General features: G+C 63.8%; 30 protein-coding genes. 19 read left to right on the top strand and 11 right to left on the bottom strand.

Annotated features, from left to right (window positions below; genetic code table 11):
- Positions 1 to 139: 139 nt before the first annotated feature.
- A complete protein-coding gene (locus LRQ04_RS11250) occupies positions 140 to 913 on the bottom strand; it encodes a GAF and ANTAR domain-containing protein (protein WP_235520244.1) in 774 nt (257 codons plus the stop codon).
- Positions 914 to 1,090: 177 nt separating this feature from the next.
- Here LRQ04_RS11250 and LRQ04_RS11255 point away from each other — a divergent pair, with 177 nt between their 5' ends.
- The 5 genes from LRQ04_RS11255 (at position 1,091) to LRQ04_RS11275 (ending at position 6,413) form a co-directional block, all read left to right on the top strand.
- Positions 1,091 to 1,522, top strand: a complete 432-nt coding sequence (locus LRQ04_RS11255; protein WP_235520245.1) for a hypothetical protein — start codon at positions 1,091 to 1,093, stop codon at positions 1,520 to 1,522.
- Positions 1,523 to 2,248: 726 nt separating this feature from the next.
- Complete coding sequence (locus LRQ04_RS11260) at positions 2,249 to 3,040, top strand: DeoR/GlpR family DNA-binding transcription regulator (protein ID WP_235520246.1); 792 nt, start codon at positions 2,249 to 2,251, stop codon at positions 3,038 to 3,040.
- Entirely contained in the window at positions 3,037 to 4,023 is a 987-nt protein-coding gene (locus tag LRQ04_RS11265) for a 1-phosphofructokinase family hexose kinase (protein ID WP_235520247.1), read from the top strand. Before LRQ04_RS11260 ends, LRQ04_RS11265 begins: the two co-directional genes overlap by 4 nt.
- A gap of 2 nt (positions 4,024 to 4,025) precedes the next feature.
- Positions 4,026 to 6,101, top strand: coding sequence for a fructose-specific PTS transporter subunit EIIC (locus LRQ04_RS11270; RefSeq protein WP_235520248.1), 2,076 nt, complete (start codon positions 4,026 to 4,028; stop codon positions 6,099 to 6,101).
- Between the two features lie 36 nt (positions 6,102 to 6,137).
- Positions 6,138 to 6,413, top strand: a complete 276-nt coding sequence (locus tag LRQ04_RS11275) for an HPr family phosphocarrier protein (protein ID WP_235520249.1) — start codon at positions 6,138 to 6,140, stop codon at positions 6,411 to 6,413.
- Between the two features lie 84 nt (positions 6,414 to 6,497).
- Here LRQ04_RS11275 and LRQ04_RS11280 read toward each other — a convergent pair whose 3' ends face one another.
- The 4 genes from LRQ04_RS11280 to LRQ04_RS11295 form a co-directional block, all read right to left on the bottom strand.
- Positions 6,498 to 7,085 (bottom strand): TetR/AcrR family transcriptional regulator, encoded by a 588-nt coding sequence (locus LRQ04_RS11280; protein ID WP_235520250.1) that lies wholly within the window; start codon positions 7,083 to 7,085, stop codon positions 6,498 to 6,500.
- 4 nt (positions 7,086 to 7,089) lie between these two features.
- Positions 7,090 to 7,647 (bottom strand): hypothetical protein, encoded by a 558-nt coding sequence (locus tag LRQ04_RS11285; RefSeq protein WP_235520251.1) that lies wholly within the window; start codon positions 7,645 to 7,647, stop codon positions 7,090 to 7,092.
- A gap of 110 nt (positions 7,648 to 7,757) precedes the next feature.
- Complete coding sequence (locus LRQ04_RS11290; RefSeq protein ID WP_235520252.1) at positions 7,758 to 8,714, bottom strand: DNA topoisomerase IB; 957 nt, start codon at positions 8,712 to 8,714, stop codon at positions 7,758 to 7,760.
- Positions 8,715 to 8,755: 41 nt separating this feature from the next.
- The gene (locus LRQ04_RS11295; RefSeq protein ID WP_235520253.1) at positions 8,756 to 9,235 is read right to left on the bottom strand and encodes a Dps family protein; all 480 of its coding nucleotides are present in this window, start codon (positions 9,233 to 9,235) and stop codon (positions 8,756 to 8,758) included.
- Positions 9,236 to 9,531: 296 nt separating this feature from the next.
- Between LRQ04_RS11295 and LRQ04_RS11300 the strand changes: the two genes are divergently transcribed.
- From LRQ04_RS11300 to LRQ04_RS11310, 3 genes are all read left to right on the top strand, one after another.
- Positions 9,532 to 9,702 (top strand): hypothetical protein, encoded by a 171-nt coding sequence (locus LRQ04_RS11300; protein WP_235520254.1) that lies wholly within the window; start codon positions 9,532 to 9,534, stop codon positions 9,700 to 9,702.
- Between the two features lie 98 nt (positions 9,703 to 9,800).
- Complete coding sequence (locus LRQ04_RS11305; protein WP_235520255.1) at positions 9,801 to 10,313, top strand: DUF6328 family protein; 513 nt, start codon at positions 9,801 to 9,803, stop codon at positions 10,311 to 10,313.
- Between the two features lie 75 nt (positions 10,314 to 10,388).
- Positions 10,389 to 10,655: a Rho termination factor N-terminal domain-containing protein gene (locus LRQ04_RS11310; protein WP_235520256.1), complete on the top strand. Its 267-nt coding sequence runs from the start codon at positions 10,389 to 10,391 to the stop codon at positions 10,653 to 10,655.
- A gap of 74 nt (positions 10,656 to 10,729) precedes the next feature.
- On the opposite strand, the gene LRQ04_RS11315 is transcribed toward LRQ04_RS11310, so the two are convergent.
- Positions 10,730 to 11,596 (bottom strand): Ku protein, encoded by an 867-nt coding sequence (locus LRQ04_RS11315; protein ID WP_235520257.1) that lies wholly within the window; start codon positions 11,594 to 11,596, stop codon positions 10,730 to 10,732.
- Between the two features lie 38 nt (positions 11,597 to 11,634).
- On the opposite strand from LRQ04_RS11315, the gene LRQ04_RS11320 reads away from it, so the two are divergent.
- On the top strand, positions 11,635 to 14,151 hold the full coding sequence (locus tag LRQ04_RS11320) for an ATP-dependent DNA ligase (protein WP_235520258.1): 2,517 nt from the start codon (positions 11,635 to 11,637) through the stop codon (positions 14,149 to 14,151).
- Positions 14,152 to 14,190: 39 nt separating this feature from the next.
- Here LRQ04_RS11320 and LRQ04_RS11325 read toward each other — a convergent pair whose 3' ends face one another.
- Both LRQ04_RS11325 and LRQ04_RS11330 read right to left on the bottom strand, forming a co-directional pair.
- Positions 14,191 to 14,451, bottom strand: a complete 261-nt coding sequence (locus tag LRQ04_RS11325; protein WP_211710948.1) for a hypothetical protein — start codon at positions 14,449 to 14,451, stop codon at positions 14,191 to 14,193.
- Positions 14,452 to 14,485: 34 nt separating this feature from the next.
- Positions 14,486 to 14,686, bottom strand: coding sequence for a hypothetical protein (locus tag LRQ04_RS11330; RefSeq protein WP_211710949.1), 201 nt, complete (start codon positions 14,684 to 14,686; stop codon positions 14,486 to 14,488).
- A gap of 237 nt (positions 14,687 to 14,923) precedes the next feature.
- Here LRQ04_RS11330 and LRQ04_RS11335 point away from each other — a divergent pair, with 237 nt between their 5' ends.
- From LRQ04_RS11335 to LRQ04_RS11345, 3 genes are all read left to right on the top strand, one after another.
- A complete protein-coding gene (locus tag LRQ04_RS11335) occupies positions 14,924 to 15,745 on the top strand; it encodes a putative protein N(5)-glutamine methyltransferase (protein WP_235520259.1) in 822 nt (273 codons plus the stop codon).
- Entirely contained in the window at positions 15,742 to 16,200 is a 459-nt protein-coding gene (locus LRQ04_RS11340; RefSeq protein ID WP_235520260.1) for a hypothetical protein, read from the top strand. The genes LRQ04_RS11335 and LRQ04_RS11340 overlap by 4 nt, the downstream gene beginning before the upstream one ends.
- A gap of 389 nt (positions 16,201 to 16,589) precedes the next feature.
- Positions 16,590 to 18,233: an MFS transporter gene (locus LRQ04_RS11345; protein ID WP_235520261.1), complete on the top strand. Its 1,644-nt coding sequence runs from the start codon at positions 16,590 to 16,592 to the stop codon at positions 18,231 to 18,233.
- Positions 18,234 to 18,439: 206 nt separating this feature from the next.
- Here LRQ04_RS11345 and LRQ04_RS11350 read toward each other — a convergent pair whose 3' ends face one another.
- Positions 18,440 to 19,855, bottom strand: coding sequence for a PLP-dependent aminotransferase family protein (locus LRQ04_RS11350; RefSeq protein WP_235520262.1), 1,416 nt, complete (start codon positions 19,853 to 19,855; stop codon positions 18,440 to 18,442).
- Here LRQ04_RS11350 and LRQ04_RS11355 point away from each other — a divergent pair.
- The 3 genes from LRQ04_RS11355 to LRQ04_RS11365 are packed head-to-tail and all read left to right on the top strand — an operon-like array spanning position 19,854 to position 21,861.
- Positions 19,854 to 20,786, top strand: coding sequence for a DMT family transporter (locus LRQ04_RS11355; RefSeq protein ID WP_235520263.1), 933 nt, complete (start codon positions 19,854 to 19,856; stop codon positions 20,784 to 20,786). The two genes, LRQ04_RS11350 and LRQ04_RS11355, sit on opposite strands and share 2 nt — an antisense overlap.
- Before the next feature lie 28 nt (positions 20,787 to 20,814).
- On the top strand, positions 20,815 to 21,438 hold the full coding sequence (locus tag LRQ04_RS11360) for an FMN-binding negative transcriptional regulator (RefSeq protein WP_235520264.1): 624 nt from the start codon (positions 20,815 to 20,817) through the stop codon (positions 21,436 to 21,438).
- A gap of 9 nt (positions 21,439 to 21,447) precedes the next feature.
- Positions 21,448 to 21,861 (top strand): VOC family protein, encoded by a 414-nt coding sequence (locus LRQ04_RS11365; protein WP_235520265.1) that lies wholly within the window; start codon positions 21,448 to 21,450, stop codon positions 21,859 to 21,861.
- 12 nt (positions 21,862 to 21,873) lie between these two features.
- Here LRQ04_RS11365 and LRQ04_RS11370 read toward each other — a convergent pair whose 3' ends face one another.
- Together LRQ04_RS11370 and LRQ04_RS11375 are read right to left on the bottom strand one after the other, a co-directional pair.
- Positions 21,874 to 22,356 carry a GNAT family N-acetyltransferase gene (locus LRQ04_RS11370; protein WP_235520266.1) on the bottom strand — a complete coding sequence of 161 codons (483 nt, stop codon included), beginning with the start codon at positions 22,354 to 22,356 and terminating at the stop codon, positions 21,874 to 21,876.
- A 29-nt stretch (positions 22,357 to 22,385) separates the two neighbouring features.
- Complete coding sequence (locus LRQ04_RS11375; RefSeq protein WP_235520267.1) at positions 22,386 to 22,856, bottom strand: SRPBCC family protein; 471 nt, start codon at positions 22,854 to 22,856, stop codon at positions 22,386 to 22,388.
- Positions 22,857 to 22,990: 134 nt separating this feature from the next.
- On the opposite strand from LRQ04_RS11375, the gene LRQ04_RS11380 reads away from it, so the two are divergent.
- The 4 genes from LRQ04_RS11380 to LRQ04_RS11395 all read left to right on the top strand — a co-directional run bounded on the left by LRQ04_RS11380 (position 22,991) and on the right by LRQ04_RS11395 (position 25,683).
- Positions 22,991 to 24,040 (top strand): FUSC family protein, encoded by a 1,050-nt coding sequence (locus LRQ04_RS11380; protein ID WP_235520268.1) that lies wholly within the window; start codon positions 22,991 to 22,993, stop codon positions 24,038 to 24,040.
- 65 nt (positions 24,041 to 24,105) lie between these two features.
- Positions 24,106 to 24,474, top strand: coding sequence for a helix-turn-helix transcriptional regulator (locus tag LRQ04_RS11385; protein WP_235520269.1), 369 nt, complete (start codon positions 24,106 to 24,108; stop codon positions 24,472 to 24,474).
- Positions 24,464 to 24,928 carry an SRPBCC domain-containing protein gene (locus LRQ04_RS11390; RefSeq protein ID WP_235520270.1) on the top strand — a complete coding sequence of 155 codons (465 nt, stop codon included), beginning with the start codon at positions 24,464 to 24,466 and terminating at the stop codon, positions 24,926 to 24,928. Before LRQ04_RS11385 ends, LRQ04_RS11390 begins: the two co-directional genes overlap by 11 nt.
- Complete coding sequence (locus tag LRQ04_RS11395) at positions 24,925 to 25,683, top strand: alpha/beta fold hydrolase (protein WP_235520271.1); 759 nt, start codon at positions 24,925 to 24,927, stop codon at positions 25,681 to 25,683. The genes LRQ04_RS11390 and LRQ04_RS11395 overlap by 4 nt, the downstream gene beginning before the upstream one ends.
- The last annotated feature ends 2 nt before the right edge of the window (positions 25,684 to 25,685 follow it).

Genomic DNA, 25,685 nt, shown 5'->3' on the forward strand with positions numbered 1-25,685 from the left:
GTGCAGTTCTTGGACCATCCTTGATGGCGATCGGCATGAGGCTCCAAGGGCTATCTGCTTAACCCATGTATGAATGTAGTTCACCAGTGGCGAGGGTCACAAGGGATGGGAAGCCCCAAGACCGGCTGCCGGCCTGCGCTTAGGGCTCGAAGTGGGCCACGGGCGCATGGTTCGCCACGGACGTTACCAAGGACTCCGCGACGTCCCGGAGCTTCTGGTTCCGGGTGCTGGATGCCTTCTTGAGGATTTGAAATGCCTCGTCCTGCGAGCAGCGGTTCTGGCCCATGATGACGCCACAGGCGAGGTCGATCACTGTACGTGAGTGCATTGCTTCCTGGAGGTCCTCGGCATGCTGCTGCTTGGCGCCGATCCGTACGGCAAGCCTGAGCGACCGTTCGGCCTGGCTTGCGTAGAGCTCGCAACTGCGGATGGTGGCGTCATCGTAGACGTGTGCCTGCGGGGCGAAGAAGTTCAGTGCCGCGGTAGCGCCCTCGTCCAGTTCGAGCGGCACGCAAAGGGCTGAAAGGTGGCCGCGCTCGGCGATGACCGTGCAGTACTCGGACCACCGCTCTTCGGTGGATGTGTCGGGAACGTGCACCGTCTTGTGGCTTCGCATGGCTTCCAGGCAGGGGCCGTCGCCATAGGCCTGCTGGACTTCGTCAATCAGGCGCGCCTCGTGGGTACTGCCGGCCACGGTGGCGGTGCGTCGACGACGACTCAAGGTGATGCCGCAGAGGACATCGACTCCCACAGCTTGGGAGACCGCGGACGCCGAGAACGCCGCGAGTTCATTAAGGAATCCGCCCACGTCCTCGCTGTCGATCACGAGGTCCTGCAATTGCTCGGGGACCGAAACTTCGTCGGGCGCCGGGTCGGATTCCAGCCGCGCCAGATCTACGTTCATTTCGTCCATGCCTTAGTTTAGGGTCGGGGTGGTACTGCACCGCCACCCCTTAATGAATGACAACAGAATCCTTGCATATGCGGTGCACCTATGTGCACAATTCTGCTACGTCCCCATTGAGGGATGAAGGCTTTCCAGCTCATGCAGACGGGCGTCCCGCATTTTTTGATGCAAAGGTACAGACCCATGCCGGCCCAGCCAGCGTCCCGAGTCCCGGACGAAGCCCACCAACCTCCTGATGAACCACTGTGGTGCAAGCGCTGCAACACGGACAGGAATCTCCTGGTCAATTCCATCCAGTCCCACTACCCACCGGCCCCCAACATGGTCGATGTCGCCTACGAATGCTGCAGTTGCAGATATTCCTACACGCAGACTGCCTCAGTCCAGAAAGTGGCTGCGGTGCTCAACCGACCAGGCATCACCCAGGGTGTGCTGCAGTTCGGCGGCCAGTATCTTCACTGCGGCGAACCCATGAAGACCAAGAGCTGCGAATTGCGCAGGATACAGACTCCCCTGGTGTTGAAGCCCAAGGGACAGCTACGGATGTACGAGGTGTTGATCAACACCCGGATTCTCGGATGTCACTGCGGCTTCCGCATGGAGATTCCGGACTGAACCCGACCATTTGGCTTCGGCCCCCACAACACAGCCCCGGAGCGACATAGCCCTCTGGCGACCGGAAGGAACACCATGCACGCAGAACCACACGGAAGAGAGTCCGCAGTGACCGCCGGGAAGAGCAGCCAAAGCAGGAAGCGGAAGCTTCCTGATCCGCCGGATCCGGACAACCTGCCCATCGATTATCCGGGATCCGGGTGGGATTCGGGCAGCTACCCCACCCATGTTCCTCCAGCCCTACGGCCCCGGCCTGCCGCCCACCACAAGAGCGTGTGACCATGGATCCGCAGGGCACACCGCATCCTGATCCCAGCCGCAGTCCCGGTACGGATCCCAGTCGCGAATCGCGTCCGACCCCCGAGCCCGTCCCCCTTCCAGAGCCCGGGCCACCGCCGGTTCCGGAACCCACGCCGGGGCCGGCCGCACCGGGAGGCGAGCCCCGACCCTAAGCGGTCCGTTGGCACCTCCACCCCATGGACCGGATCCTGGCAAATCCCCCAGTCAGGATCCGAAGTAGGGCATGCCGCGCTACAGGGAGTGCGGCATGCCCTTTAGCGTGTCCAGGCGCCTTCAGGCGCCGCCGCGAGCAGATCTTTGTTTATGTTGGTTTTCTCTTGACGTACCCACATAAACAAAGATAGAGTCAATCAATTCCACATCGTTGTGACAGCAGTCACGGACGTGGCTGAACTGAATTCCTGGCTTTACCGCAATGGAGGGTAAGTGTTCGCAGAAGAGCGCCAACAACTGATCTCCGCCCTCGTCGTCGAGCGCGGACGGGTGAGCGTCACTGACCTCGCCGACCGTTTCAGCATCACCACTGAGACCATTCGCCGTGACCTCGCAGCCCTCGAAGTTTCCGGAAACCTGCGGCGGGTGCATGGCGGCGCGGTTCCTTCGGACCGGCTGAGCACCAGGGAAGAGAGCATCCTTGAGCGTGCAGTTCAGCGCCAGTCCCAAAAACTACGAATCGCCAACGCAGCACTCGCACTGATTCCGGAACTCACCAGCGGCAGCATCCTCCTCGACGCCGGATCAACCACGGAAACCCTCGCGGACTTGCTCGCCCAGCGGACGCCGGCTGCCCACGGAAGCGACGAACTCGTCGTCATCACGCATGCCATCCCCATCGCCGGCAAGCTCTCTTCCACTCCCGGAATTGCGCTCCAGATCCTGGGCGGCCGTGTCCGCGGCCTGACCCAGGCGGCGGTCGGGCAATCCACCGTTGAGGCCGCGTACCGGCTCCGTCCGGACATCGCTTTTGTCGGGACCAACGGGATCCACGCCGATTTCGGCCTGAGCACACCCGACCCCGAGGAAGCAGCGGTCAAGGCCGCCTTCGTCAAGTCTGCCCGGCGAGTTGTTGCCCTGGCCGATTCTTCCAAACTGGACGCTGAAACGCTGGTCCAGTTCGCCACGTTGAAGGATGTTGACACGTTGATAACAGACAACGAACCGTCCGCGGAACTCGCGGCCGCCCTGGCCGATGCCGGCGTCGACGTGGTGATCGCATGATCGTCACACTGACAGCAAACCCCAGCCTGGACAGGACGGTGGAACTCCCCGGCGCACTGGCCCGCGGGGAAGTCCAGCGCGCCGTGGCCGTCCACCAGGAATCCGGCGGCAAGGGCGTCAATGTCTCCCGGGCCCTTGTAGCCTCCGGCCTCGAAACGTTGGCCGTCCTTCCGGGCGCCGACTCGGACCCCGTCCTTTCCGGACTGCACGACGGCGGCGTGCCGTTTGCGGCGCTCCCCATCGGCCAGGCGCTGCGCAGCAATGTCACGCTCACCGAACCGGATGGCATCACCACCAAGATCAACGAACCCGGCCCGGAGCTGAGCGGTGAACAGCAGGAAGCCCTGATCGGGCTGCTGCTGGACCGCTCCCGTGGCGCCAGCTGGGTGGTTCTCGCGGGCTCGCTCCCACCAGGGGTGCCTGCGGATTTCTACGCCACAATCGCGCGTCGGCTCCGGTCGAACGCAGATGGAACGGCGGCCCCGGGCATCGCCATCGACTCCTCCGGGGCGCCGCTTGCGGCAGCCCTGGTGGGCGATGCCGCAGGAAAGCCGGACCTCCTCAAGCCGAACGCGGAAGAGCTCGCCGAGCTTGCAGCCGCCGCAGGTTTCACCAACGTCTATACAGCTGAGCAACTGGAAGCAGACCCGGCCAAAGCCGCCCAAGCTGCTGCCGCCGTCGTCGCCAGCGGTGTAGGCGCCGTTCTCGCAACACTCGGGTCCAAGGGCGCAGTCCTGGTGACCACGGACGGAGCATGGTTCGCCACGCATCCGCCCATCAAGGCCGTCAGCACAGTGGGCGCAGGGGATTCATCCTTGGCCGGCTACCTGTTGGCCGCAACCCAGGGTGGTTCCGCTCAGGACTGCCTTCGTCAAGCCGTGGCACATGGTGCCGCTGCTGCTTCGCTGCCGGGCTCCACTGTCCCGGCAGTCCACCAGACAACCCCCGACGCCGTAACCATCACGGCCCTCCAGAAGGACTAACAGTGACCCAGCTGATCACACCCCAATTGGTCACCCTTGACCAGAACCTGGGCGACTCCCCCGCCGACGTCATCCGCGTCCTGGCCGGCAAAGTCGCCGCGGCCGGCCGTGCTTCCGAGGTTGAAGGGCTCTTCACGGATGCCTTTGCCCGCGAGCAGAAGACCGCCACCGGCGTCCCCGGCGGGATCGCCATCCCGCACTGCCGTTCAGCCGCGGTCACGGAGCCTGCCCTGGCCATGGCGCGCCTGTCCCACAAGGTGGACTTTGGCGCCAAGGACGGCCCGGCGGACCTGATCTTCTTCATCGCGGCACCGGACGGAGCCGACCAGGAACACCTGAAGCTGCTCTCCAAGTTGGCCCGCTCACTCATCAAGAAGGACTTCACGGCAGCGCTGCGCGCGGCTTCGTCCGAACAGGAAATCGTGGACCTGGTGGACGGCGCCATTGGTGACGCTCCAAAGACGAGCGAAGCCGGGGATGGGGGTCGCGGAGTGGTTGGGCATCGCGAAGCGGGCACGACCCCCATCGCCGGCGAAGCCTCGAACGCGCCGGCAGCCAAGCGCATCGTTGCAGTTACCGCTTGCCCCACAGGCATTGCGCACACTTACATGGCGGCCGATTCGCTTGTTGCAGCTGCCAAGGAAATGGGCGTGGACCTGCAGGTGGAGACCCAGGGTTCCTCCGGCGCCAAGCCGCTGGACCCGGCCGTGATCGCTGCAGCTGACGCGGTCATCTTCGCCGTCGATGTCGATGTTCGCGGCAAGGAGCGCTTTGCCGGTAAGCCCGTCATCAATGCTCCAGTCAAGCGGGGCATCGACGAACCCACCAAGATGGTCCAGGAAGCCCTCGCCGCTGCGGAAGACCCGCATGCACGCCGCGTTCCGCACTTCGGTGCCGAAGAGCAAGCTGAGCGTGCCGAGGAGGAAAAGGGCGAGCATATCGGCCAGAAGCTGAAGCGCGCACTCCTCACTGGCGTCAGCTACATGATCCCGTTCGTTGCCGGTGGCGGCCTGCTGATTGCCCTGGGGTTCCTCATGGGCGGCTACCTCATCACCAGCTTCGCGGACAAGATCGTTGTCGAAAACAGCATCTTCAACCTGCCCACCGAATTCCCGGACAATGCCTGGGGTCCGCTGGGTGCCTACATCGGAGCGGTGCTGTTCAAGATCGGCGCCCTGTCCCTCGGGTTCCTGGTTCCCGCGCTGGCCGGGTACATCGCCTACGCCATCGCTGACCGTCCCGGCATCGCCCCCGGTTTCGTGGCCGGTGCCGTGTCCGGGTTCATGGGCGCAGGCTTCCTTGGCGGTATCGTCGGCGGCCTCCTCGCGGGGTACGTTGCCTACCAAATCGGCAAGCTGGATGTCCCGCGCTGGCTTCGCGGCCTGATGCCAGTGGTCATCATCCCGCTGATCGCGTCCCTGGTGGCGTCCGGCTTGATGTTCCTGATCCTGGGCGCTCCCATTGTTGCCCTCACCAACGCCCTGAACACCGGGCTCTCCAGCCTGACCGGCGCCGGGGCAGTCGTCCTGGGCATCATCCTGGGCCTCATGATGTGCTTCGACCTGGGCGGTCCCGTCAACAAGGTTGCTTACGCCTTCGCCGTTGCGGGCCTCGGTGCCGCGAGTGTTACCAACCAGGCTCCTTGGCAGATCATGGCCGCAGTCATGGCTGCAGGCATGGTTCCCCCGCTGGCAATGGCCCTGGCCACCGTTTTGGACAAGAAGCTCTTCTCCCTGGCCGAGCGTGAAAACGGCAAGGCCGCGTGGCTCTTGGGCGCTTCATTCATCTCCGAAGGTGCCATTCCCTTCGCAGCCGCAGATCCCCTGCGGGTCATCCCGGCCAGCATGGTGGGCGGTGCTGTAACCGGCGCCCTCTCCATGGCCTTTGGAGTCACGTCCAAGGCTCCCCACGGCGGCCTCTTCGTCTTCTTCGCGATCGACAACTTCGTGTTGTTCTTCCTCTCGATCGCAGTCGGCGTAGTCATCACGGCACTATTGGTCATTGCCCTCAAGCGTTGGGCCGTTCGGAAGCCGGTTGAAGCAGAGCCAGTCCCCGCTACCGCCACCGCCAGCGTCTAGACTTCCCACAAAGCCACCCACACCTAAGGAGCACCAATGCCCGAACGTACAGCCACCATCGCAAGCCGCGTCGGCCTCCACGCCCGCCCGGCAGCCATCTTCGCGGAGGCCGCCGGCGACCTTGACCTCGATGTCACCATTGCCCGCCAGGGCGAGCCGGCTGACGACGCCATGGATGCAGCCAGCATCCTGTCCCTGATGAGCCTGGGCGCCGCCCACGGCGACGTGGTGGTCCTGCGCGCCGAGGGCGAGGGCGCTGACGCGGCCCTGGACAGCCTGGTCAAGATCCTCGAAACGGACCACGACGCGTAGCAGGGACGCGCAAGCTCCCCAATACTGAAGAAGAGCCTGGTGCCACCCCGGAAGAGGGCGGCACCAGGCTCTTTTCGCGTCCCGCTATGGCTTGGCGAGCGCGTCGAGGTGACGCGCCAGCATGCCGAGCATGGGACTTTCCGCCGGCAACTCCCCGCTCCATAGTCCGTTCATCGCAATTCCGTCCAGCAGCGCGCGCAGCCGTTGTGCTTCATACTCCGGGTCGCGGTCCCGGTGGAGCTGCCCTGCTTCCGCCAGGATCTGCAGGGCGGCATGGCATGCGCGATCAACGGCCTCGCTAAGCCGGACCGCAGCAGGTCGCAGTCCGCTGTCAGTGAGGGAAAGGACGCCAAGCTGTACTTGCGCCACCAATTCCAGGCGTCGCTCGTTGTCAAGGGGGAGCAATTGCATCAGCAAACCCTCAACCAGGGCCCGCCCGGTGAGCTCAAGCGCGGCCACCCTGGCCGTGACCCGGTCCTCGATGAGTTGCAGGCAATACTCCCGAAGGGCATGCTGCGTGGCAAAGGCCCTCCGCAGCGAGGCAGCGGCGATGCCGGCTTCCGCCGCGACCCCGCGCACGGACAGGCCGGCCAGTCCATCACGCTCCAGGACTCGAAGGGAAGCTTCCGCAATCGCGGCGGTACGTGCCTCTGTGTCTATCCTCCGCGGCATGGTCTCAGCGCGAGGCAGTAGCGGCCGGCAATGCCCTGGCGGGCTTCTTGGGCCAGATCGTGTAGCTCACAGCCCAGAGGAAGTCGATGGCGAAGATGATGCCCAGGATGCGAAAGAATTCAGAGAGGGCGGCGGTTCGATCGGCATCGTTCACCAGGACGATGATCGCCCCCAACGTCGCAGCGGCGATGGTCATCGCCAACGCGGTGAGGAGTACGTCGCGCCAGCACTTGACCGTGTAGGCGGCCCCGCTGAGGCGTTCCGGAGCGGGCCCGCCCGCGAACCGGTGCTGGAAGTGCGCGTCGGCCCACGCCACCATGCGTTTGCCGTAGGCGATGGAGACGCCAATGTAGATTGCCGCCAGCCCGTGGTGCCAGGAGGCCGTTGCCCCGCCCAGCAGATCGACGGCCACCAGGGCCAGCAGAACAGCATCGATCAAAGGAGCCATGAGCAAGAGGGCTCCGCCCAGGCGGCGGCGCTGCAGCACATACCGCGCTGTAAGGCCGGCGAGAATCGCCACCCAGAAAGCCACTTCGCAGACCACGATTGCAACCAGAATCATTCACCGCTCCTCAACGCCGCACTCCAAAGAGCACCGGACCCCGCGTTTTATTAGTACGAGTGTACTCATAAAACGCGACGATGAAACGGGGGCCACCCTCCCCGGCGGCGCTAGCTCTGTTTTTCGATCAGGAATGCCGCAATGGAAGGTTCCGTGGCTTTGACTTCCTGCAGTTCCCCGGACAAGTAGGCCTCCACGATCCGAGGGTCAACATACGAGGTACGCGCCACTGTTGGAGTGTTGCCCAGGAGGGCCGCCGCATCCTTCATGGCTTTTACCAGCGCCTGGGGGCGCGTCATGGTGCCATCGGAACTCAACAGGCTGAGGGCGGCAGCCGCGGTACCCTTCCAAGTCCGGAAATCCTTGGACGTGTAAGCCGCCCCGGCAATGGTGCGAAGGTACTCGTTGATCATGGAGGCATCCAGGGAGACCCAGGAACCATCCACCTTGTACGAAAGCAAGCGCTCTTTGCCCGGTCGTCGGGCCAAGGGCTCCAGGAACGCAGCCAGCGCGGGGTCATTAATGGAGGTGTCCCACAGCTGCCCACTCTTGCCGGGGAACTTCAGCGCCACAACATCGCCCTTGACCCGGGCATGCCGGCAGCGGAGGGTAGTCAGCCCGTAGGAGCCATTCTGGCGCATGTAACTTTCGGAGCCTACGCGCAAAGCACCGAGGTCCATCAACCGCACCGCTGCTGCGATGGTTTGCTGCTTGGGCGAGGAGGTGTCCTTGAGATGGAGCGTGACGGCCCGGCGGACTGCGGGGAACACGGAGCCCAACTCCGCTGCGCGCTGGAACTTCTCGGTGTCCTTACGTTCACGCCAGCGCGGGTGGTACATGTACTGGCTGCGGCCCGCCGCGTCGACGCCGGTGGCTTGGATGTGTCCGTTCTCGTAGGAACAAATCCACACCTCAGTCCAGGCGGGCGGGATCGCCAGCGCGTTGATGCGCTGGCGATCCTCCTTACTGACCAGGCTCCCGTCGGGGTGGCGGTAGCTGAAACCCTTGCCCACCTTGCGGCGGACAATGCCGGGCTTGGAAAGGTCGCTTCGTTTAAGCCGGGGCATGCCGGGCTGCCTGGCCGCGATCAGCCTGGTCCGGGCGCTTGCTAGGCCTCGTCCGGATCCGTCACGGATGCGCCTGCGTTCATGATTTCGGCGTTGATCATCCACACCAGCTGCTCGAGCCTGGAGATGAATGCGTGCAGGAGGTCCGCCGTGGTGGGGTCTTCCTCATCCACTTCATCATGGACGTCGCGCATGGTCTGGACTGCACGCTCCACGCGATCGGTCACCAGCTTGACGGCGTTCTTGGTGTTGACCAGGCCCGCGGGGAATTCCTCGAGCCGGGTGCCCTTGGCGATGGTGGCGCTGCGGCCATCGGGGAGTGCGTGAAGGGCCCTCATCCGCTCCGCGGTGTCGTCGGCGAATTCTCGCGTTGCCACCACCAGCTCATCCAGCTGAAGGTGAAGGTCCCGGAAGTTGGGTCCCACAATGTTCCAGTGGGCCTGCTTGCCCTGGAGCTGCAGCTCGATAAGGTCTGTCAGGACGATCTGAAGGTTGTCTGCAAGCTGCTGTGACGCTTTCATGTGTTCCTCTCATGGACGTTCATCTGAGCCAATACGTGCCACCTGTTTATCGCGGCACTGCCCAATCATCAAGTGACGACTTCAACAAGCCTTTCATAAGGTTGCTTAGTAGTACAATGAAGAGTGTTGCTGTTCACAACTGGCGAACTTCATCCTACGGTGAAGACCTGTTCGGGATAGCGGAAAGGCACTTGAGGGCGGCGGAACGCCCCTAAGTACCGGCATAACCAAATCGAAGTAAAACGGAATGCATAGTTGGGAATCCGTTGATTCCCCCAGAAAGGAATGTGCTGACCATGAATACGCTTCTGATCATTGCTGGTGTAGTAGCAATTGTCCTTCTCCTCGTGGGCGGTTTCTCCCAGGCCCTGAGCTGGCTGCTGTGGGTGGGAATAGTCCTCCTCGTTGTGGCGGCCATTGGCTGGCTCCTGAGCTTCATGTCAGGGCGCCGGGGTCACACGGTCTGAAGCCAGGTTCGCCCGAGGGCTGCCCCGCTGCACGGAACAGCACGACGGAGCAGTCCTCGGCCGCTTCCATTGACCAGCAAGAGTTGCGAGGTGCATCAATGACGGAGCCGGATCACATTCCCCGGGTAGGACGTAACGAGTCCACCGAAGAGCGGATGGACCGGAACTGGATGGAATTGATCCAGGAGCTGCGCGTGCTCCAAACGGGAGTCCAGATCCTGGGGGGCTTCCTGCTGACACTCCCTTTCCAGGCCCGGTTCAGTGAACTGGACGACTGGCAGCAGAACCTTTACCTCTTCAACGTCATGACCGCAGCTTTGACGACTGTGCTCATCGTCGTCCCGGTGAGCGTGCACCGCCGGCTGTTCCGGCGGGGGCTCAAAGCCACCCTTGTCTCCAGCGCTGACGTCATCACCAAATTTGCCCTGGCAGGAGTTGCCCTTCTGATTACCGGCTCCGCCTCCCTGGTCTTCGACGTGACAGCCGGCAGGACTGCGGGGTTGGTGGCCGGCGGCGGCATCATCCTGGTCCTGCTGGTTTTTGTGGTGGGCATGCCGCTGTGGCTGCAACAACAGGCCGGGACAACCAACGGCACTTCACATGAAGGCTGAACCCAGCGAACGCGGCAAGCCCGTTGCCGAACCCCACTACAAGACAAGCGCCTAACCAGGGAAAGGAAACGAACCATGCCGGAAAAGAAGAATCCCAGCATCAAAGATCCCGAACTGTATGAAGAACTTCGCGATGATGGCGCATCCAAGGAAAAGGCCGCCCGCATCTCAAACGCCGCTGCTGCGCAGGGGCGCAAGGCCGTGGGCCGTAAAGGTGGAAAGTCCGGCGACTATGACGACTGGACCGTGGACAAATTGAAAGCCCGCGCCAAGGAACTGGGCATTACCGGCTATTCCGGAAAGAAGAAGGCCGAACTGGTCTCCATGTTGCGGAACCACTAGTCAAAGACGCAAACAAAAAGCGGTGGCGGCCTGGATAGGCAGCCACCGCTTTTGTGCTGAAAGACGACGCCGGATCACGCCTTTTTCTTGGCCCGCGCCTTTGGCTTGCTGGCAGTCTTGCTGGCGGCAGCGTCGTCGTCGGACGCTTTTTCCTTGCCGCGTTTCTTGTCGAGGCTGCGCTTGAGCGCTTCCATGAGGTCGATGACGTCGCCGCCTTCGCCTTCGCCTTCCACGACGCCGAAGGTGGCCTCCGTGTCCAGGGCCTCGCCCTTCTCCAGCTTGGCCTCGATCAGCGTCTTCAGCTGCGCCTGGTAGTCGTCGGTGTATTCGTCGGGATCGAAATCGTGCGCCATGGAGTCCACCAGGGCCGAGGACATTTCGAGCTCCTTGTCCGAAATCTTGACGTCGGTCTCCAGGGACGGGAACTTCGCTTCCCGGACCTCGTCCCCCCACAACAACGCCTGCAGCAGGAGCACGTCGCCGCGGACCCTGAGCGCCCCCAAACGGGTTTTCTGGCGCAGCGCGTACTGGACTATGGCAATCCTGTCCGTGTCTTCCAAGGTCTGCCGCAGCAGCATGTAGGCCTTGGGCGACTTGGAGTCAGGTTCAAGGAAATAGCTGCGCTCGTACATGATGGGGTCCAGTTGCTCGGCAGGGATGAACTCCACCACCTCGATTTCCCGGCTGCTCTCTTCCGGGAGGGACTTCAACTCGGCCGCCGTCAGGACTACGGTCTGGCCTTCCTCTTCGTAGGCCTTATCAATGTCCTCATACGCCACCACTTCACCGCAGACTTCGCATTTCCGCTGGTACCTGATGCGGCCGCCGTCCTTATTGTGGACCTGGTGAAGGCTTATATCGTGATCCTCCGTGGCACTGTAGAGCTTCACTGGTACGTTGACCAGACCGAACGCGATAGATCCCTTCCATATGGCCCTCATGAACCCAGTCAACAGCACAAGCACGCAGAGGAGAAGAGGTGGCAAGCAAGCAGAAGGAGCGTGTCGTGGTGGAGGGCCACGAGCTCACCCTCACCAACCTGGGCAAAATCATCTACCCCGAAACCGGCACCACCAAGGCCGAGGTGCTGGAGTACTACGCTGCCGTGGCGCCGTTCCTCATCCCCGCGGCGGCCAACAGGCCCGTCACCCGCAAACGCTGGGTCAACGGAGTGGGCACTGCCGAGCATCCGGGCCAGGTTTTCTTCCAGAAGAACCTGGAGGACTCCGCGCCCAAATGGATACCGCGCGCCACCATCCACCATTCGGACCACACCAACGACTACCCCATGGTGAACAACCTGGCCACGCTCACATGGATGGCCCAGATCGCCTCGCTGGAGATCCACGTTCCACAGTGGCAGGTTGACGCCGCAGGCAACCCGCTCCGCCCCGACCGTTTTGTGCTGGACCTCGATCCCGGCCCGGGCGCGGGGCTGCCTGAATGCGTCGAAGTGGCCAGGCTGGCCCGCTCCATCCTCCAGGACATGGGCATGGACCCCGTCCCCGTCACCAGTGGAAGCAAGGGCATCCACCTTTACACAGGTTTGGACGGGACCCTCAAGTCGGAGCAGGTTGCGGCCTTCGCCCATGAACTTGCCCGCGCTTTGGAGTCCGACCACCCGGGGCTGGTGGTCAGCGACATGAAGAAGTCCCTGCGCGCAGGCAAGGTCCTGGTGGATTGGAGCCAGAACAGCGGCAACAAAACCACCATCGTGCCGTACTCCCTGCGCGGCAAAGCCCACCCCACGGTTGCTGCGCCCCGAACCTGGCGGGAGCTGGATTCCCCCACGCTCGACCATCTGGACTACACCGCCGTGATGGAACGGGTCCGGACCGGCAAGGACCATTTCGCCCCCATCTCGGACCGGCACCTGCCGCCGCACGGCGAAGACACCGACGACGGCGATGCTGCTTCGGGCGGTTCGCGCGGCAGGGTGGTGACGGTGGAGAGCCGTCTCGCCAAATATGTCGGGATGCGCGATCCGGACAAAACCCCGGAGCCGTTTCCGTCGTCGTCGGCCGCTGCCGCGACGGCGCCCAGCGCGACATCCTCCGAACAGCCAAAACCGGGCGACCCTCCGCCGCCCGGCGGCATCTTCGTCATCCAGGAGCATCATGCACGGCGCTACCACCTGGACCTGCGTTTGGAGCACAACGGTGTCCTGGCATCCTGGGCATTGCCCCGTGGTGTTCCGGAAACACCCGAGCGGAACAATCTGGCCGTCCATACCGAAGACCACCCCATGGAGTACGCAACGTTCGCCGGGATCATTCCGAAGGGCGAGTACGGGGCGGGAACCATGACCATTTGGGACCGCGGCGAGTACACCTGCGAGAAGTGGCGCGACGGCAAGGAAGTCATTGCCACCCTGACCGGCCAACCAGGCGGCGGGTTGGGCGGCACCAAGCGCTTCGCGTTGATCAATACGGGAGACCGTTGGCTGATCCACCTGATGAAGGAGCAGCCGGGAGCGCGCCGAACTCCGCCGGTGAAGGACCCGAAGGCCGCCGCTCCCCCGGCCAAGCAGCCCCTCCGCGATTACGCCCCCATGCTGGCCACGTCCGGGACCACTGCGGACCTTAGCGGGAATGACTGGCTGTACGAGCTCAAATGGGACGGCATCCGTGCCGTCATCACCGGAACGGAGGGCAAGATCCGGCTCATGAGCCGCAACGGCAACGACCTCACAGCCACCTATCCGGAGCTCACCGACCGCTCCTGCTGGCCGGAAGGCGACTTTGTTGCCGACGGGGAAATCGTGGCACTCGGCAAGGGCTCAAGGCCTGACTTCGGGCGGCTGCAACTCCGGATGAACCTGGTCAAGGCTGCCGACATCGAACGCGCCCGGGCTTCCGTTCCGGTGCAGCTCATGCTTTTCGACCTGATGTACGACGACGGCACGGACCTCAGCGGACTGCCTTACGTTGAGCGCCGCGAAAGGCTGTCGGCGTTTGCGGGCCGCCTGAAGGCGGGATGTCCGCTGCATCTGTCGGCCGTCCTGGACCACGATGTCGAAGACCTCATGTCCAGCGCCGCCGAGTTGGGCCTTGAAGGGGTCATGGCCAAGAAAGCGGACAGCCGATACGCCGTGGGACGCCGCAGCAGGGCCTGGCTCAAGCTCAAACTGGAGCAAAGCCAGGAGGTTGTGGTGGGCGGTTGGCGGCCAGGGGCCGGCGCGCGGAGCGGAACCTTCGGGGCGCTGCTCCTGGGCATCCCCGACGGGGACCAACTGCACTATGTGGGCAGGGTGGGGACCGGGTTCAAGGACTGGCAACTGCGGGACATCATCGGGCAACTGGAATCACGGGGCACCAGCGAATCCCCGTTCGCGGACATCCCTCGTGAGGACGCGGCCGGCGCCCACTGGGTGCGCCCGGACCTGGTGGCTGAGGTAACTTTCGGCAACTGGACCGGGCCTGGCCGGCTGCGCCATCCGGTGTGGCGTGGTTGGCGCCCGGACAAGTCCCCCTCGGACGTGAGCCAGCCCAACTGAGTGGCAGTTGGGCTGGCTTCCACGTCAGAGTATTTGCGGCTAGGAGGAGTGGGGCATCTGCGGACGGCTGGTCCGGTGGACCGCAGTCACAGCGGCCCCCTGGCCCATACGACCGTGGGCCTGGTCGCGGTCCTTCGGGTGGCGGCGCTTGCCGTTACCGTCCGGCCACTGCTGGCTTTGATCCGTGCCGAGTGCCAACGCAATGGCAGCGGGCTCGGGCATCGGAGCCATGTCCATGGACTCCACCAAGTGGCTTGCAACCTCAGGATTGATGTTTTCTGCAGAATGCTTCGCAGTCATGGTTCTTCCCTTTCAGTGTGCCTGTCCGTTGGATTCACCAGCGGACCTTCTTCTCGGTCTTGGCTTGCTTGCCGCTGGCAGACGTGGGCTTGTGGCCTTTGCCGGTGCTCTGCCATCCTGCTGGCGCTCCGCCACCGGACTTGCTGGCGAGCATCGCCCGCTGGGCGTCCGTGAGCTTGGATTTGATACCGCCAGAAGCGGCTTGGTTTTTGTTGTCGGAAGGGTTGGCGGTCATATGGACTCCTAAAGTGTGTGAGTCCTGAAGAGACACCTATCCCGTGCGTTGCGGTTCAAGAAAAGGGCGTCGACAACGGGAACGGCATGGAGGCAAGCCTCAACAGGCGTGGATTTTTGTCTTCTGAAACGCAGCAGGTGCACCATGACGGGCACTGGCCGGTCTACTCAAAAATCAGTGTTCCCATGCGTCATACCCTAACCAAGTTCCTCCGTGTTTGTGAACCCCTCGGCTAGCATGGCTCCCGTGACCAGCATCGCTTCGATCGTCACCACCTTGCGGGCTGCGGGCTGTGTCTTCGCCGAAGACGAAGCCCAGCTCCTGATCAGCGCAGCCCGGACTCCGGACGAACTGGCCCGGATGGTGGATCACAGGGTCCGCGGACTCCCGCTCGAACACATCGTGGGGTGGGTCGATTTCTGCGGGCAGCGGATGGCTGTGGGACCCGGCGTATTCGTTCCGCGGCGTCGAACGGAGTTCCTGGTCCGGCAGGCAGCGGCCATCGTCCGGCCGTCAACCGAGGGGCGCCGCGCCGCCGTCGTCGACCTCTGCTGTGGCTCCGGCGCGATAGGCGCAGCTTTATCTGAACTGGTGGGTGGGCTCGAGCTGCACGCTGCCGACATCGATCCGGCCGCGGTCCAGTGTGCCCGGCGCAATGTGGAACCCCGCGGCGGCCACGTCCACCAAGGTGACCTCTACCAGGCACTCCCCCGCAGGCTCCGGGGCCGAGTCAATGTGCTCCTGGCCAACGCACCCTACGTGCCCACCGGGTCCATCGGGATGATGCCGCCGGAGGCCCGGCTCCACGAGCCGATGGTAGCGCTCGACGGCGGCGCTGACGGTTTAGCGGTGCAGCGTCGGGTCGCGTCGGGGGCACTTGAGTGGCTGGCGCCGCGTGGTGCCCTGCTGATCGAGACATCCACGGCACAGGCATCCGAAACGGCCGCGATCATGGTGGGTGCGGGGCTCGCGGCCACAGTGCTTTCGGATGAGTCGCTCGGGGCAACCGTGGTGCAGGGTTCACTTCACCTGGGGCCTTCGGACATTGGACAACAATGAACAAGAAACTCATCCCACTCGCCGTTGCCGGCTTTCTGCTCGCGGGATGTTCATCAGCCGCGACCCAAGCCGGATCCGCGCCCAGCGCGCCTGTAACAAAGACGGAGGCCAGCCAGCCGGCAGTAGCCACTGAGGCTGTCCCGACCGCATCTGGCGAGGTCGACAAGACTGCAGACTTTAAGACGGCAAACGCCTCTGCGGCTTGGGCAGGTAGCATCACCGCCGTGACCGAGACGGAACCAGGCAGGCTCAGCATCGACACCACACTCATTGACCCGCGCGGAGCAGCGGACAGTGATGCAGCGAAGACAGCCATAGCAATTTGCGAGTCCGCAGTTCAGCTCTACCAGCCCAGCAATGTAGCAGTGAAAGAAAAAGATGGAACCCACTTCGTCCTCTTCGGCCACCCCTCCGTACCCGTAGGTGCCTGCGCGGAAGTCCGAACGATCAGATGATCGGAAGATCGGAACTTGCCAGGTCGGATCGTGCTTCCGTACCGGCACCTTCTACCGACCACGCTTGGACGCACCGTTCCGCCACGCGATGAGCACCACGATGACCAAGCAATCCGTCAGTTTTTGACTCCGTTTCCACCCCTTTTGGTGGGCTTGGCTAAACAATTTGGTAACAACGCGCTTTGTGGGCAAAACCGGGCCGACATCCGCGTGTTTGCGGGGCAAGAGCGGGCAATGAGATGCAACACAGCTAGGCAATTTGCACCCCCAGACGGCCCAAAAATCGGATCTCAACTCGGGTTTTGAGCCAAAACCGCGTAAAATTGAAGGCCTGCCCAGAGCGGGGCAGCAGAAGTCGCAAGCAAATGACCTCCCTAGGAGAAGCCCAAATGCCCACAGACCAAAGCAACACCGTCTCTCCGGATGGCGCAAGGAACGCCACCGGACAGCAGGTATCGGCAGGCCGCAACCCGGCCGCCGCAAACGCAGCAAACGCAATGAACGCAGTAAAGAACGCGGCGAAGAAGACAAAGCTTCGCCCGAAGCGCCGGCTCAAGGAGTCCGACGTCAACGTGGTGGACAAGCCCATGCTGAGGAAAGCTCTCGGCGGCACCATCGTCGGAAACACCATGGAATGGTACGACGTTGGCGTTTTCGGTTACCTCATCACCACCATGGGACCTGTATTCCTCCCTGAAGCGGACAAGTCCGTCCAGACACTCTTCCTGCTGGGCACCTTCGCCGCAACCTTCATCGCGCGCCCCCTCGGCGGCGTCGTGTTCGGTTGGCTCGGCGACAAGGTGGGCCGCCAGAAGGTACTTGCAGCAACACTGATGATCATGGCGGCAAGTACGTTCGCCGTCGGCCTCCTTCCCGGTTACGCGCAGATCGGCATCTGGGCCGCCGCGTTGCTGGTGATCCTGAAGCTGATCCAGGGCTTCTCCACCGGTGGCGAGTACGCCGGTGCCACTACCTTCGTCAGCGAGTACGCGCCGGACAAGCGCCGTGGCTACTTCGCCAGCTTCCTGGATATGGGCAGCTACATTGGCTTCGCCCTCGGCGCCGCCCTAGTTTCCATCCTGCAGCTCACGCTCGGACAGGCTGCCATGGAGGAGTGGGGTTGGCGGATTCCGTTCCTGATCGCCGGGCCGCTGGGCCTGATCGCCGTGTACTTCCGCAGCAAGATCGAAGAATCCCCCCAGTTCCAGGCAACACTGGACGCCCAGGAGGCCACGGCCAAGAACGCAGCCTCGCAGGACGCAGCTGTTGCCAAGGGTCCCGTTGGCATCATCAAGGCCTACTGGCGCCAAATCATCCTGGCCATGATCCTCGCAGCCGCAGCCAACACCGTCGGCTACGCCCTGACGTCTTACATGCCTACATACCTCACGGATTCCAAGGGTTACGACCCCGTCCACGGCACCCTGCTGACCATCCCGGTCCTGGTGATCATGGCCGTGTGCATCCCGCTGACCGGTAAGCTCTCGGACCGCATTGGACGCCGCCCCGTCCTGTGGATTGGTGCAGGCAGCACCATCGTCTTCGCCATCCCTGCCTTCCTCCTGATCGGTATCGGAGAGATCTGGTCCACGCTGGCCGGCCTAGCGATGATCGCTTTCCCGGTGACGTTCTACATCGCCAACCTGGCTTCAGCCCTGCCAGCGCTGTTCCCGACGTCCAGCCGCTATGGCGGAATGGGCATCGCCTACAACTTCTCGGTAGCGATCTTCGGCGGAACCACGCCGTTCATCGTCCAGGGCCTCATTGAGGGCACCGGTGATGACATGATGCCGGCGTACTACCTGATGGCCACGTCCATCATCGGTGCGATCGCCATCTACTTCCTGCGTGAATCGGCCCAGCGGCCGCTGCCGGGCTCCATGCCCAGCGTGGACACCCAGGCAGAAGCACGCGAACTCGTAGCTACGCAGGACACCAACCCGCTCATCAACCTGGACGAGATGCCATTCGACGGCCAGCCCATCGATGATGCAGTGTTCGGCAAAGGCAAGAAGGACATGACGCCCGCTTAGGAACTCTTTGCCTGCAACTTCTGCGCAGTGACAACCACTGCAAGCGACACGGATAGTTCGCGGCCATGCGCCGCCCAACGTAGCCACCAACCCCAAGGCGCTCTCCTTGAGGTTGGTGGCTACGGTCGTTAAGGCACCACCTGCACGTTGCTCACCCGCTGTTTCGTTGTTGGCCAACGACGGAACTGCGGGCCTGCAACGGGCCCTTAGGACGACAGCAACTTCCGCACCGCTTCCCCAATAATCCGCGCTCCTTCCGGGAAAGCACCGGGGTTGGGGCCAGCGTAGTTAAGCCTGATGTGCGGCCCTTCCGGCTCTGCTGGGAACCACTCGGTCCCTGCTGCGATGAGCACCCCCGCCGCTTCGCAATCCTTGGTGAGCTGCTCGACGTCGAACCCGTCCGGCATCCGCAGCCACAGGTTCAAGCCGCCTTTGGGCAGGTTGCTGAGGTGGGCTTCGGGAACGTGTTCCGCGAGGCTGGAGACCAGGAGGTCGCGGCGCGACTGCAGCTGATGGCTGAGTCCGCGAAGGTGGGTTTGCCACCCGGGCTGCGTGACGACGTCGAGCGCTGCCGCCTGCAGCAATCCGCTGACGTACATCGACTCTGCGGCCTGTGCGCCCATGATCCGTTCCCGGGCGGGTCCGCGGGCGATAATCGCCGCAACCCGAACGGCCGGCGACACGCTTTTGGTCAACGAGCGGATGTAGACCACGTGGCCGGAATCGTCCTTGGCAGCTATCGGCGCGGAAGGCGCCGTGATCCCGAAATCGTGGGCCCAGTCATCCTCCACAAGGAAAGCGCCATGGTGCTGCACGATCCGCAGCACCTCTTCCCCACGCTTGACCGACCACTGCGCTCCCGTGGGATTGGCGAAGTTTGGCTGCGCGTAGAAGAGCCGGGCCCCGGATTCCTCGAAGGCCCTGTCCAGCTCGTCGGGATCGGGACCTTCTGGGCCGCTCGGTACGGGGATGATGTTCACGCCGGCCTGCCCCGCGGCCAGCAACGCACCCCAGTAGCTGGGCGATTCCACCAGCAGTGGTTGGCCGTGGCCCACCAGTCCGCGAAAAATGGAGCTGAGTCCGCTTTGGCTCCCGGGAAGAACGACGACGTCGCTCGGCTGGGGCGGCGTGACGCCAACCGGCGTGGAGGCGCCCAGTTCCTGCGCGAACCATGATTGCAGCTCAGGGATGCCCTGCGCCGGCGGCCTTGAGAGGGCAGCGTCTCCCCTGGCAGCCCGCGTGAGGGCGGCGCGGACCAGCCGCTCCGGGAGAAGCTCGCGGTCGGGATATCCGGAATGAAAAGCGATGGCATTGTTGGAAGCGCTGCGCATGGCAGCAGAGTTCAGGGGCCGCGGGGCCTGGGCCGACCTGAGGGCAGCGGTCTGCCAGCCGTAGTCCGATGGCCTCGCCGTGCGGTACGCCCGGACGAATGTTCCCACGCCCGGACGACTCTCGATCAGGCCTTGGGATGTCAGCGTCCGTAACGCCTTCTGGACCGTGACTGGACTGGCTTGGTACTCGGCCACGAGGTGGCGGGTTGATGGCAGCTTCGATCCCGGAGCAGCTTCAGAGATCCACTCTTTCAGTCGCACAGCGATGCGGGAACTGCTATCGTTATTCATGAGTCACAATAGTAGCGCTACTACTCTTTCGCGGCCAGTGATATCCCCCAAGTCCTCAACCGGCATATGGTGGGGCCTCCTGGGAGTCGTCGCTTTCTCCTTCACCGTCCCCTTCACCCGGGTAGCCGTAGAGGGGTTGTCGCCCCTGTTCATTGGTGCCGGCCGGGCCGTAGTGGCAGCCCTTCTCGCGGCACTGGCCTTGGCCGTGAGCCGGCAGCGCCTTCCCCGGGGCCGGCAATGGTTCAGGCTGGCCGTAGTGGCCGGAGGCATCGTTGCGGGGTTCCCGTTGCTCACCACCTTCGCCCTTACCAGCACGTCCGCCAGCCACGGAGCGGTGGTCATTGCACTCCTTCCGGCAGCCACCGCCACGGTAGCGGTCATTCGGGGACGGGAGCGGCCCCGCCTCCTGTTCTGGGTCCTCACCGCAGTAGGCGTGATCGCGGCCCTCGCTTTCGCACTGGTCCAGTCGGGCGGTTTCGGTTCACTGCACTGGGCCGACCTGCTGCTTCTTGGCGCAGTGCTGGCCGCCGCTGTGGGCTACGCGGAGGGCGGGTTGTTGGCCCGCGAACTCGGAGCCTGGCAGACCATCTCTTGGGCTTTGGTTGTGGCATCGCCCGTGATGATCCTGCTGACGGCCCTGACCCTGGGATCGGGGGTGCCCTCGGCCACGCCCGTTCAATGGCTGGGCTTCGCATACCTTGGCGTTGTGAGCATGTTCCTCGGCTTCTTCGCCTGGTACCGGGGGCTCGCGATCGGCCCCATGGCCCAGGTTAGCCAAATCCAACTGGTCCAGCCTGTCATGAGCATCGCATGGGCTGCACTGTTACTGGGCGAATCCCTGAACTGGACCACCGTGGTGGGCGGCCTTGCAGTGATTCTCTGCGCAGGCGCTGCAGTCCGCGTCAGGCTCAACCCGCCGTCGGCTTCCTAAGACCCGCCACCCCGAAAGGACACCTCGCATGTACACCCCCGCACATTTCGCCGCCTCACCGGAAGCACTTGACTCGTTGCTCACGCAGACCAGCGCCGCCAACCTGGTCACCATGTCCCCGGAGGGACTACAGGCAACCCTCCTGCCCTTTGTATACGACCCCTCAGTCGGGGAGCATGGTGCGCTGCAAGCCCATATGGCCAGGAACAATCCGCAGTGGTCCTTGCCTGTCACCGGTGAGGCCCTGATGATCGTGCAAGGCGCCGACGCCTACATCTCGCCGTCCTGGTACGCGTCCAAGGCCGAACACGGCCGGGTGGTACCCACCTGGAACTACTCCACTGCGCATGTTTACGGCCAGTTGGTCATCCATGACGACGCCGACTGGCTGGCAACGCACGTCCGTCACCTGTCCGACCGGAACGAGGCCGGCTTGCCCAAACCCTGGACGGTGGACGAAGCCCCCGAGCGGTTCATTGCCGGGCAACTGCGGGCGATCGTCGGCGTCGAACTTGTCATCAGCCGGGTGGAGGCTAAAACGAAACTCAGCCAAAACCGTTCGGCCGACGACGTCGATGGCGTCGTCGCCGGGCTTCGGGCCCGTGGAGATTCTGCGAGCGCCGCCGATGTGGAACGGGCCCGGACCTCGTAGACTCGGCGCATGCATGAGGTTGCAGCTGGGTCCGTGGGGGCCGTCCACCACCTTGAAATCTGGGTGCCGTTCCTGGACCGTGCACGGGCGGAGTGGGGATGGCTCCTGGGCGAGCTCGGTTATGAGCCGTTCCAGGAGTGGCCCACTGGTTGCAGCTGGAAACTTGGTGGGACCTACGTCGTGGTGGAGTGCTCCGATGCCATCACCGGCACCGCTCACCGCCGCACCGATCCGGGGGTGAACCACGTTGCCTTCCACGCTGGCACCCGGGAAAACGTGGACCGCATCCGCGAGCTCGGAGCGGACGCGGGTTGGTACGAAATGTTCGAATCCAAGTACCCGCACGCCGGCGGCCCGGACCACTACGCCGCTTACCTGATCAACACCGACAGCTACGAGGTTGAGCTGGTGGCCGCCGACTAGGTGTACTGCCGGCTAGGTGGGCGGGACCACCGGGCGCCACATGGCCACCCGCGGCCAGCGGGTCAGGCCCAACTCCGCCTCGTGTTCCATGAGGCGGGTGAGCTCCGGACCCCAGCTACCGGCGTCGAGCATTTCAAAACCGAGCCGCCGGTAATACGGAGCGTTCCAGGGCACATCCCGGAACGTGCTGAGGGTCTGCCGATGCATTCCGTGGCCCCTGGCCCAGACGCGGGCGGCGTGGAGGAGCTCGCGGCCAATGCCCTGGTGGGCTTGGTCGGGGTGGACGCTGACCTGTTCAACGTGGCCCTCACCGTCCACGACATCAGCCAGGAGATACGCCACCGGGTAATCGAGCCCGTCAACGTACACCCACGCCCGCCCGGCAGCGGCGTAGGCGCCCAATACCTCCACGGGAAACGGCTCATCATCAGCTATCGGGTCCATGCCAAGCTGCCGGAAAACTTCCCCCGCGGCGCGCTCAATATCCTGCATCATTAGCAGGTCATCGGCGTGGGCGAGCCGGATCATTGCCGTGCGTCCAGCGCGGGCGGTGCCTGTGCCACCAAGAATTCGTTGCGCTTTTCAATGAGGTTCTGCATGTACCGGGCGAGGACCAGTTTTTCCGCCAAGCGGCCCAACGGGCCGAAAGGCGCAGCGAATTCGATCGTGTCCACCATCAGTGTTCCGCTGCCGTCCGGGCGGAACTGGTGGGTGTGGCGGAGGTACTTGAAGGGGCCCTTCACCTGTTCGTCAGAGAACGACGCCGGGGCCTCCATCCGCACAATACGGCTGGTCATGCGGAACCGGACTCCGAGATGCCATGCCTGCCACGTGACGGTCTGGCCTTCCGAGATCAAACCTGTCGTGACACCGGCAACGGCCTTCTCGCGGCTCTTGGTCATCGACCCCACGTGGGCGTCGATGTTCCGCGAAAGATCGAACAGCTCCTGCGGCGGCATGGTGGAGCGGGTGCGGCAAACGAAAGCAACAGGCATACGTTGATCTTCCCAGACCTTTCCGCCTCAGAGCGCGCCAGCTCACCCACGTTTTGTGACCGCGCTTATAGCGGCACGTTTGCCCGCCCTGATAATTTCGAAAGCAAACCCTGGAAGATTGGTGGTGTTCCCCTGTGCCCGCATTTCTGACGCACGCCCGTGAACTCCACCGCCTCGGCCCGGCCAACAACGATCGCCTCTCAGCAGTTCGCGTTGCGCTCAGCGTTGCCGTGCCTGCGCTGGTCCTGGTCTTCATAGGACGTCCCGACCTCATGATGTACGCAGTCTTCGGTGCGCTGACCGGAATGTACGGCCGCAACGAAACCCACCAGTTACGGCTCAAACACCAAGCACAGGCCGCGCTGATCCTGGTGGGCGGGCTGAGCATCGGCGTCTTCCTGTCCGTGAACCACATCCACTCGTGGTGGTTGGTGCTCGTGGCTACCCTCTTTGCCGGATTCGGTTCCTTGTATGCCGACACCGTGCGGCTGAAGCCCATTGGCCCGTTCTTCGGCATCCTCGCGTTGGGGGCCTGCGCTTCGGTGCCCACCAGCATTCCGTTGACGACGGCGATACTCATCGGGGCCGCGTCAGCCGCCTTTTCCGTGGTGGTTGGCTTTGCCGGCTGGTTCCGGCGCCGGGCCTGGGTGGCCGGCGCTGCGCGCGACGTTCCGGTGCTCAGTGGCCCCCTGCGCCAAGCCGCACTCGTGCACGCCGCCCGCTACATGCTGGCGGTTGGCGTAGCAGGGGCCATCGGTGTGGTGAGCGTGAGTGGCCACCCCCATTGGGCCATGGCTGCGGCGGCGGTGCCGCTTGCCGGGGCCGACCTCCCCAGCCGCGTGCACCGGGGCATCCACCGCATAGTGGGGACGTTCCTCGGTTTGGTGGTGGTCGCCGTCGTGCTTTTCCCCAGTCCGCTGTCGCCCCTGCAGTACTTTCCCGGCCACGCCGCCGTAGTCCTTGCCGTGGTGGTGGTCCTGTGCCAGTTCCCCACGGAGCTGTTCATGGCCCGGCACTACGGCTGGGCCATGGTGTTCTTCACCCCCGTGATCCTGCTGATCGCCCAACTCGCGTCACCCATGGATCCGGGCGTGCTGGTGATGGAGCGTGCCATCGAAACATTCGTGGGAGCGGTGGTGGGCATCGCTGTCGCCGTAGTAGTCCAGCGGCGGGGCCGCACCTAAGGCTGCACTTAGGGCATGACCGCATTAAACTAGACGGTTAATTAACCGCAAGGTAAAGTGCCTTTATGGAGTCCATGCTGAAAAATCGGCCGCCCGGCTCACTCGATGCTGCGTTTGCGGCCTTGGCTGACCCAACCAGGCGGGCGATCCTGACCATCCTCGCAGACGGCGACGCCACCGTTTCCGACCTCGCGGCACCTTTCGCCATGTCCCTGCCCGCGGTGTCCAAGCACCTGAAAGTACTTGAGGCCAGCGGTCTGATTTCCCGCACACGCAACGCTCAGTTCAGGCCATGCCATCTGGAACGGGCGGCCTTGGATGGCGTTGGCGACTGGATAGAGGACCATCGGCGGGTATGGGACGAGCGCCTGGACAAGCTCGACCAGCACCTCGCAGAGCTCCAGGGCGGCAAGGAAGAACGGGATGACTCCTAGCGCCGAAGACGCAGCGGCCGGGCTGCAGTATTCCCGGGTCCTGGACGCTCCTCCCGAGCTGGTGTTCGACTGCTTCACCCAGCCCGGACACCTGACGCATTTCTGGGCTCCGAAAGGAGCGAGTGCACCCACAACGGAAATCCTGGTGGACCTCCGCCCCGGTGGGCGTTTTGAAACCCTCATCGTCAACGACGCCACGGGCGCCACGTACGCCACGCGGTCCGTGTTTCTCGAGGTGCACGCCCCGGACATCCTTGCGTGGCACGAAGAACACACTGGCATGACCGTTCGCGTCACCTTCACGGCACTGCCGGGCGGGCGCACCCTTTTCAGCCTGCACCAAAGCGACATACCGGACCAGGTGCTGCGCCCCGAAAACCGGGCGGGATTCGCGACAACATTGGACAAGCTCAGCAATTACCTCCACCACCTCGCAGACGGAGCAAAGCAATGACAACAACAATCACGTCGAACGATGGCACCACGCTGGCAGTCGACATCACGGGCAGCGGCCCGGCCCTGGTGATCGTGGCCGGAGCATTCTGCGACCGGCATTCCAAGAAGGGCCTCAGCGCACTGCTCACGGGGCTGTTCACGGTCCACGAGTACGACCGCCGGGGCCGCGGCAACAGCGGTCCCCTCGGCGAAAACGATCCGAGACTCGAAATCGAAGACCTCGCCGCGGTTGCTGCCCTGACCGGAGAGGAACCCTTTGTTTTCGGAGACTCCTCCGGTGGGGCCCTGGCCCTTGCAGCCGCAGCTGCCGGAGTGCATTTCCGGAAAATCGCCGTTTACGAACCGCCGTTCACCAGCGGACCCAGCTCCATATTCGCTGACGAACTCTCAGCACTCGTCGCCTCCGGTGACCGCACCGGCGCGGTGGAAAGATTCCTGGGCCTCATGGGCACACCCGCGCCGGCGATCCAGGGCATGAAACAAGGACCGCACTGGGGCCACCTTGAAGCTTTCGCCCACACGCTTCCCGCGGATGTCCGCCTCTGCAACGAAGGTCGCATCCCCGCCGATGAACTCGCCCGGATCCAGGCCCCGATCCTGGCCATGGCCGGAAGCCACAGCCCGTGGGCCCTGGACGTCATCCACGCAATTGCCGCGGCCTCGCCCACGGCAGAAGCGCTCACCTTGGCCGGACAGGGCCACGCTGTTCCGGACGAGGTTCTCAGCCAGGCACTCGTTACCTACTTTCAGTAGGG

It is taken from the genome of Paenarthrobacter sp. AR 02 (assembly GCF_021538675.1).
Classification (GTDB): domain Bacteria; phylum Actinomycetota; class Actinomycetes; order Actinomycetales; family Micrococcaceae; genus Arthrobacter.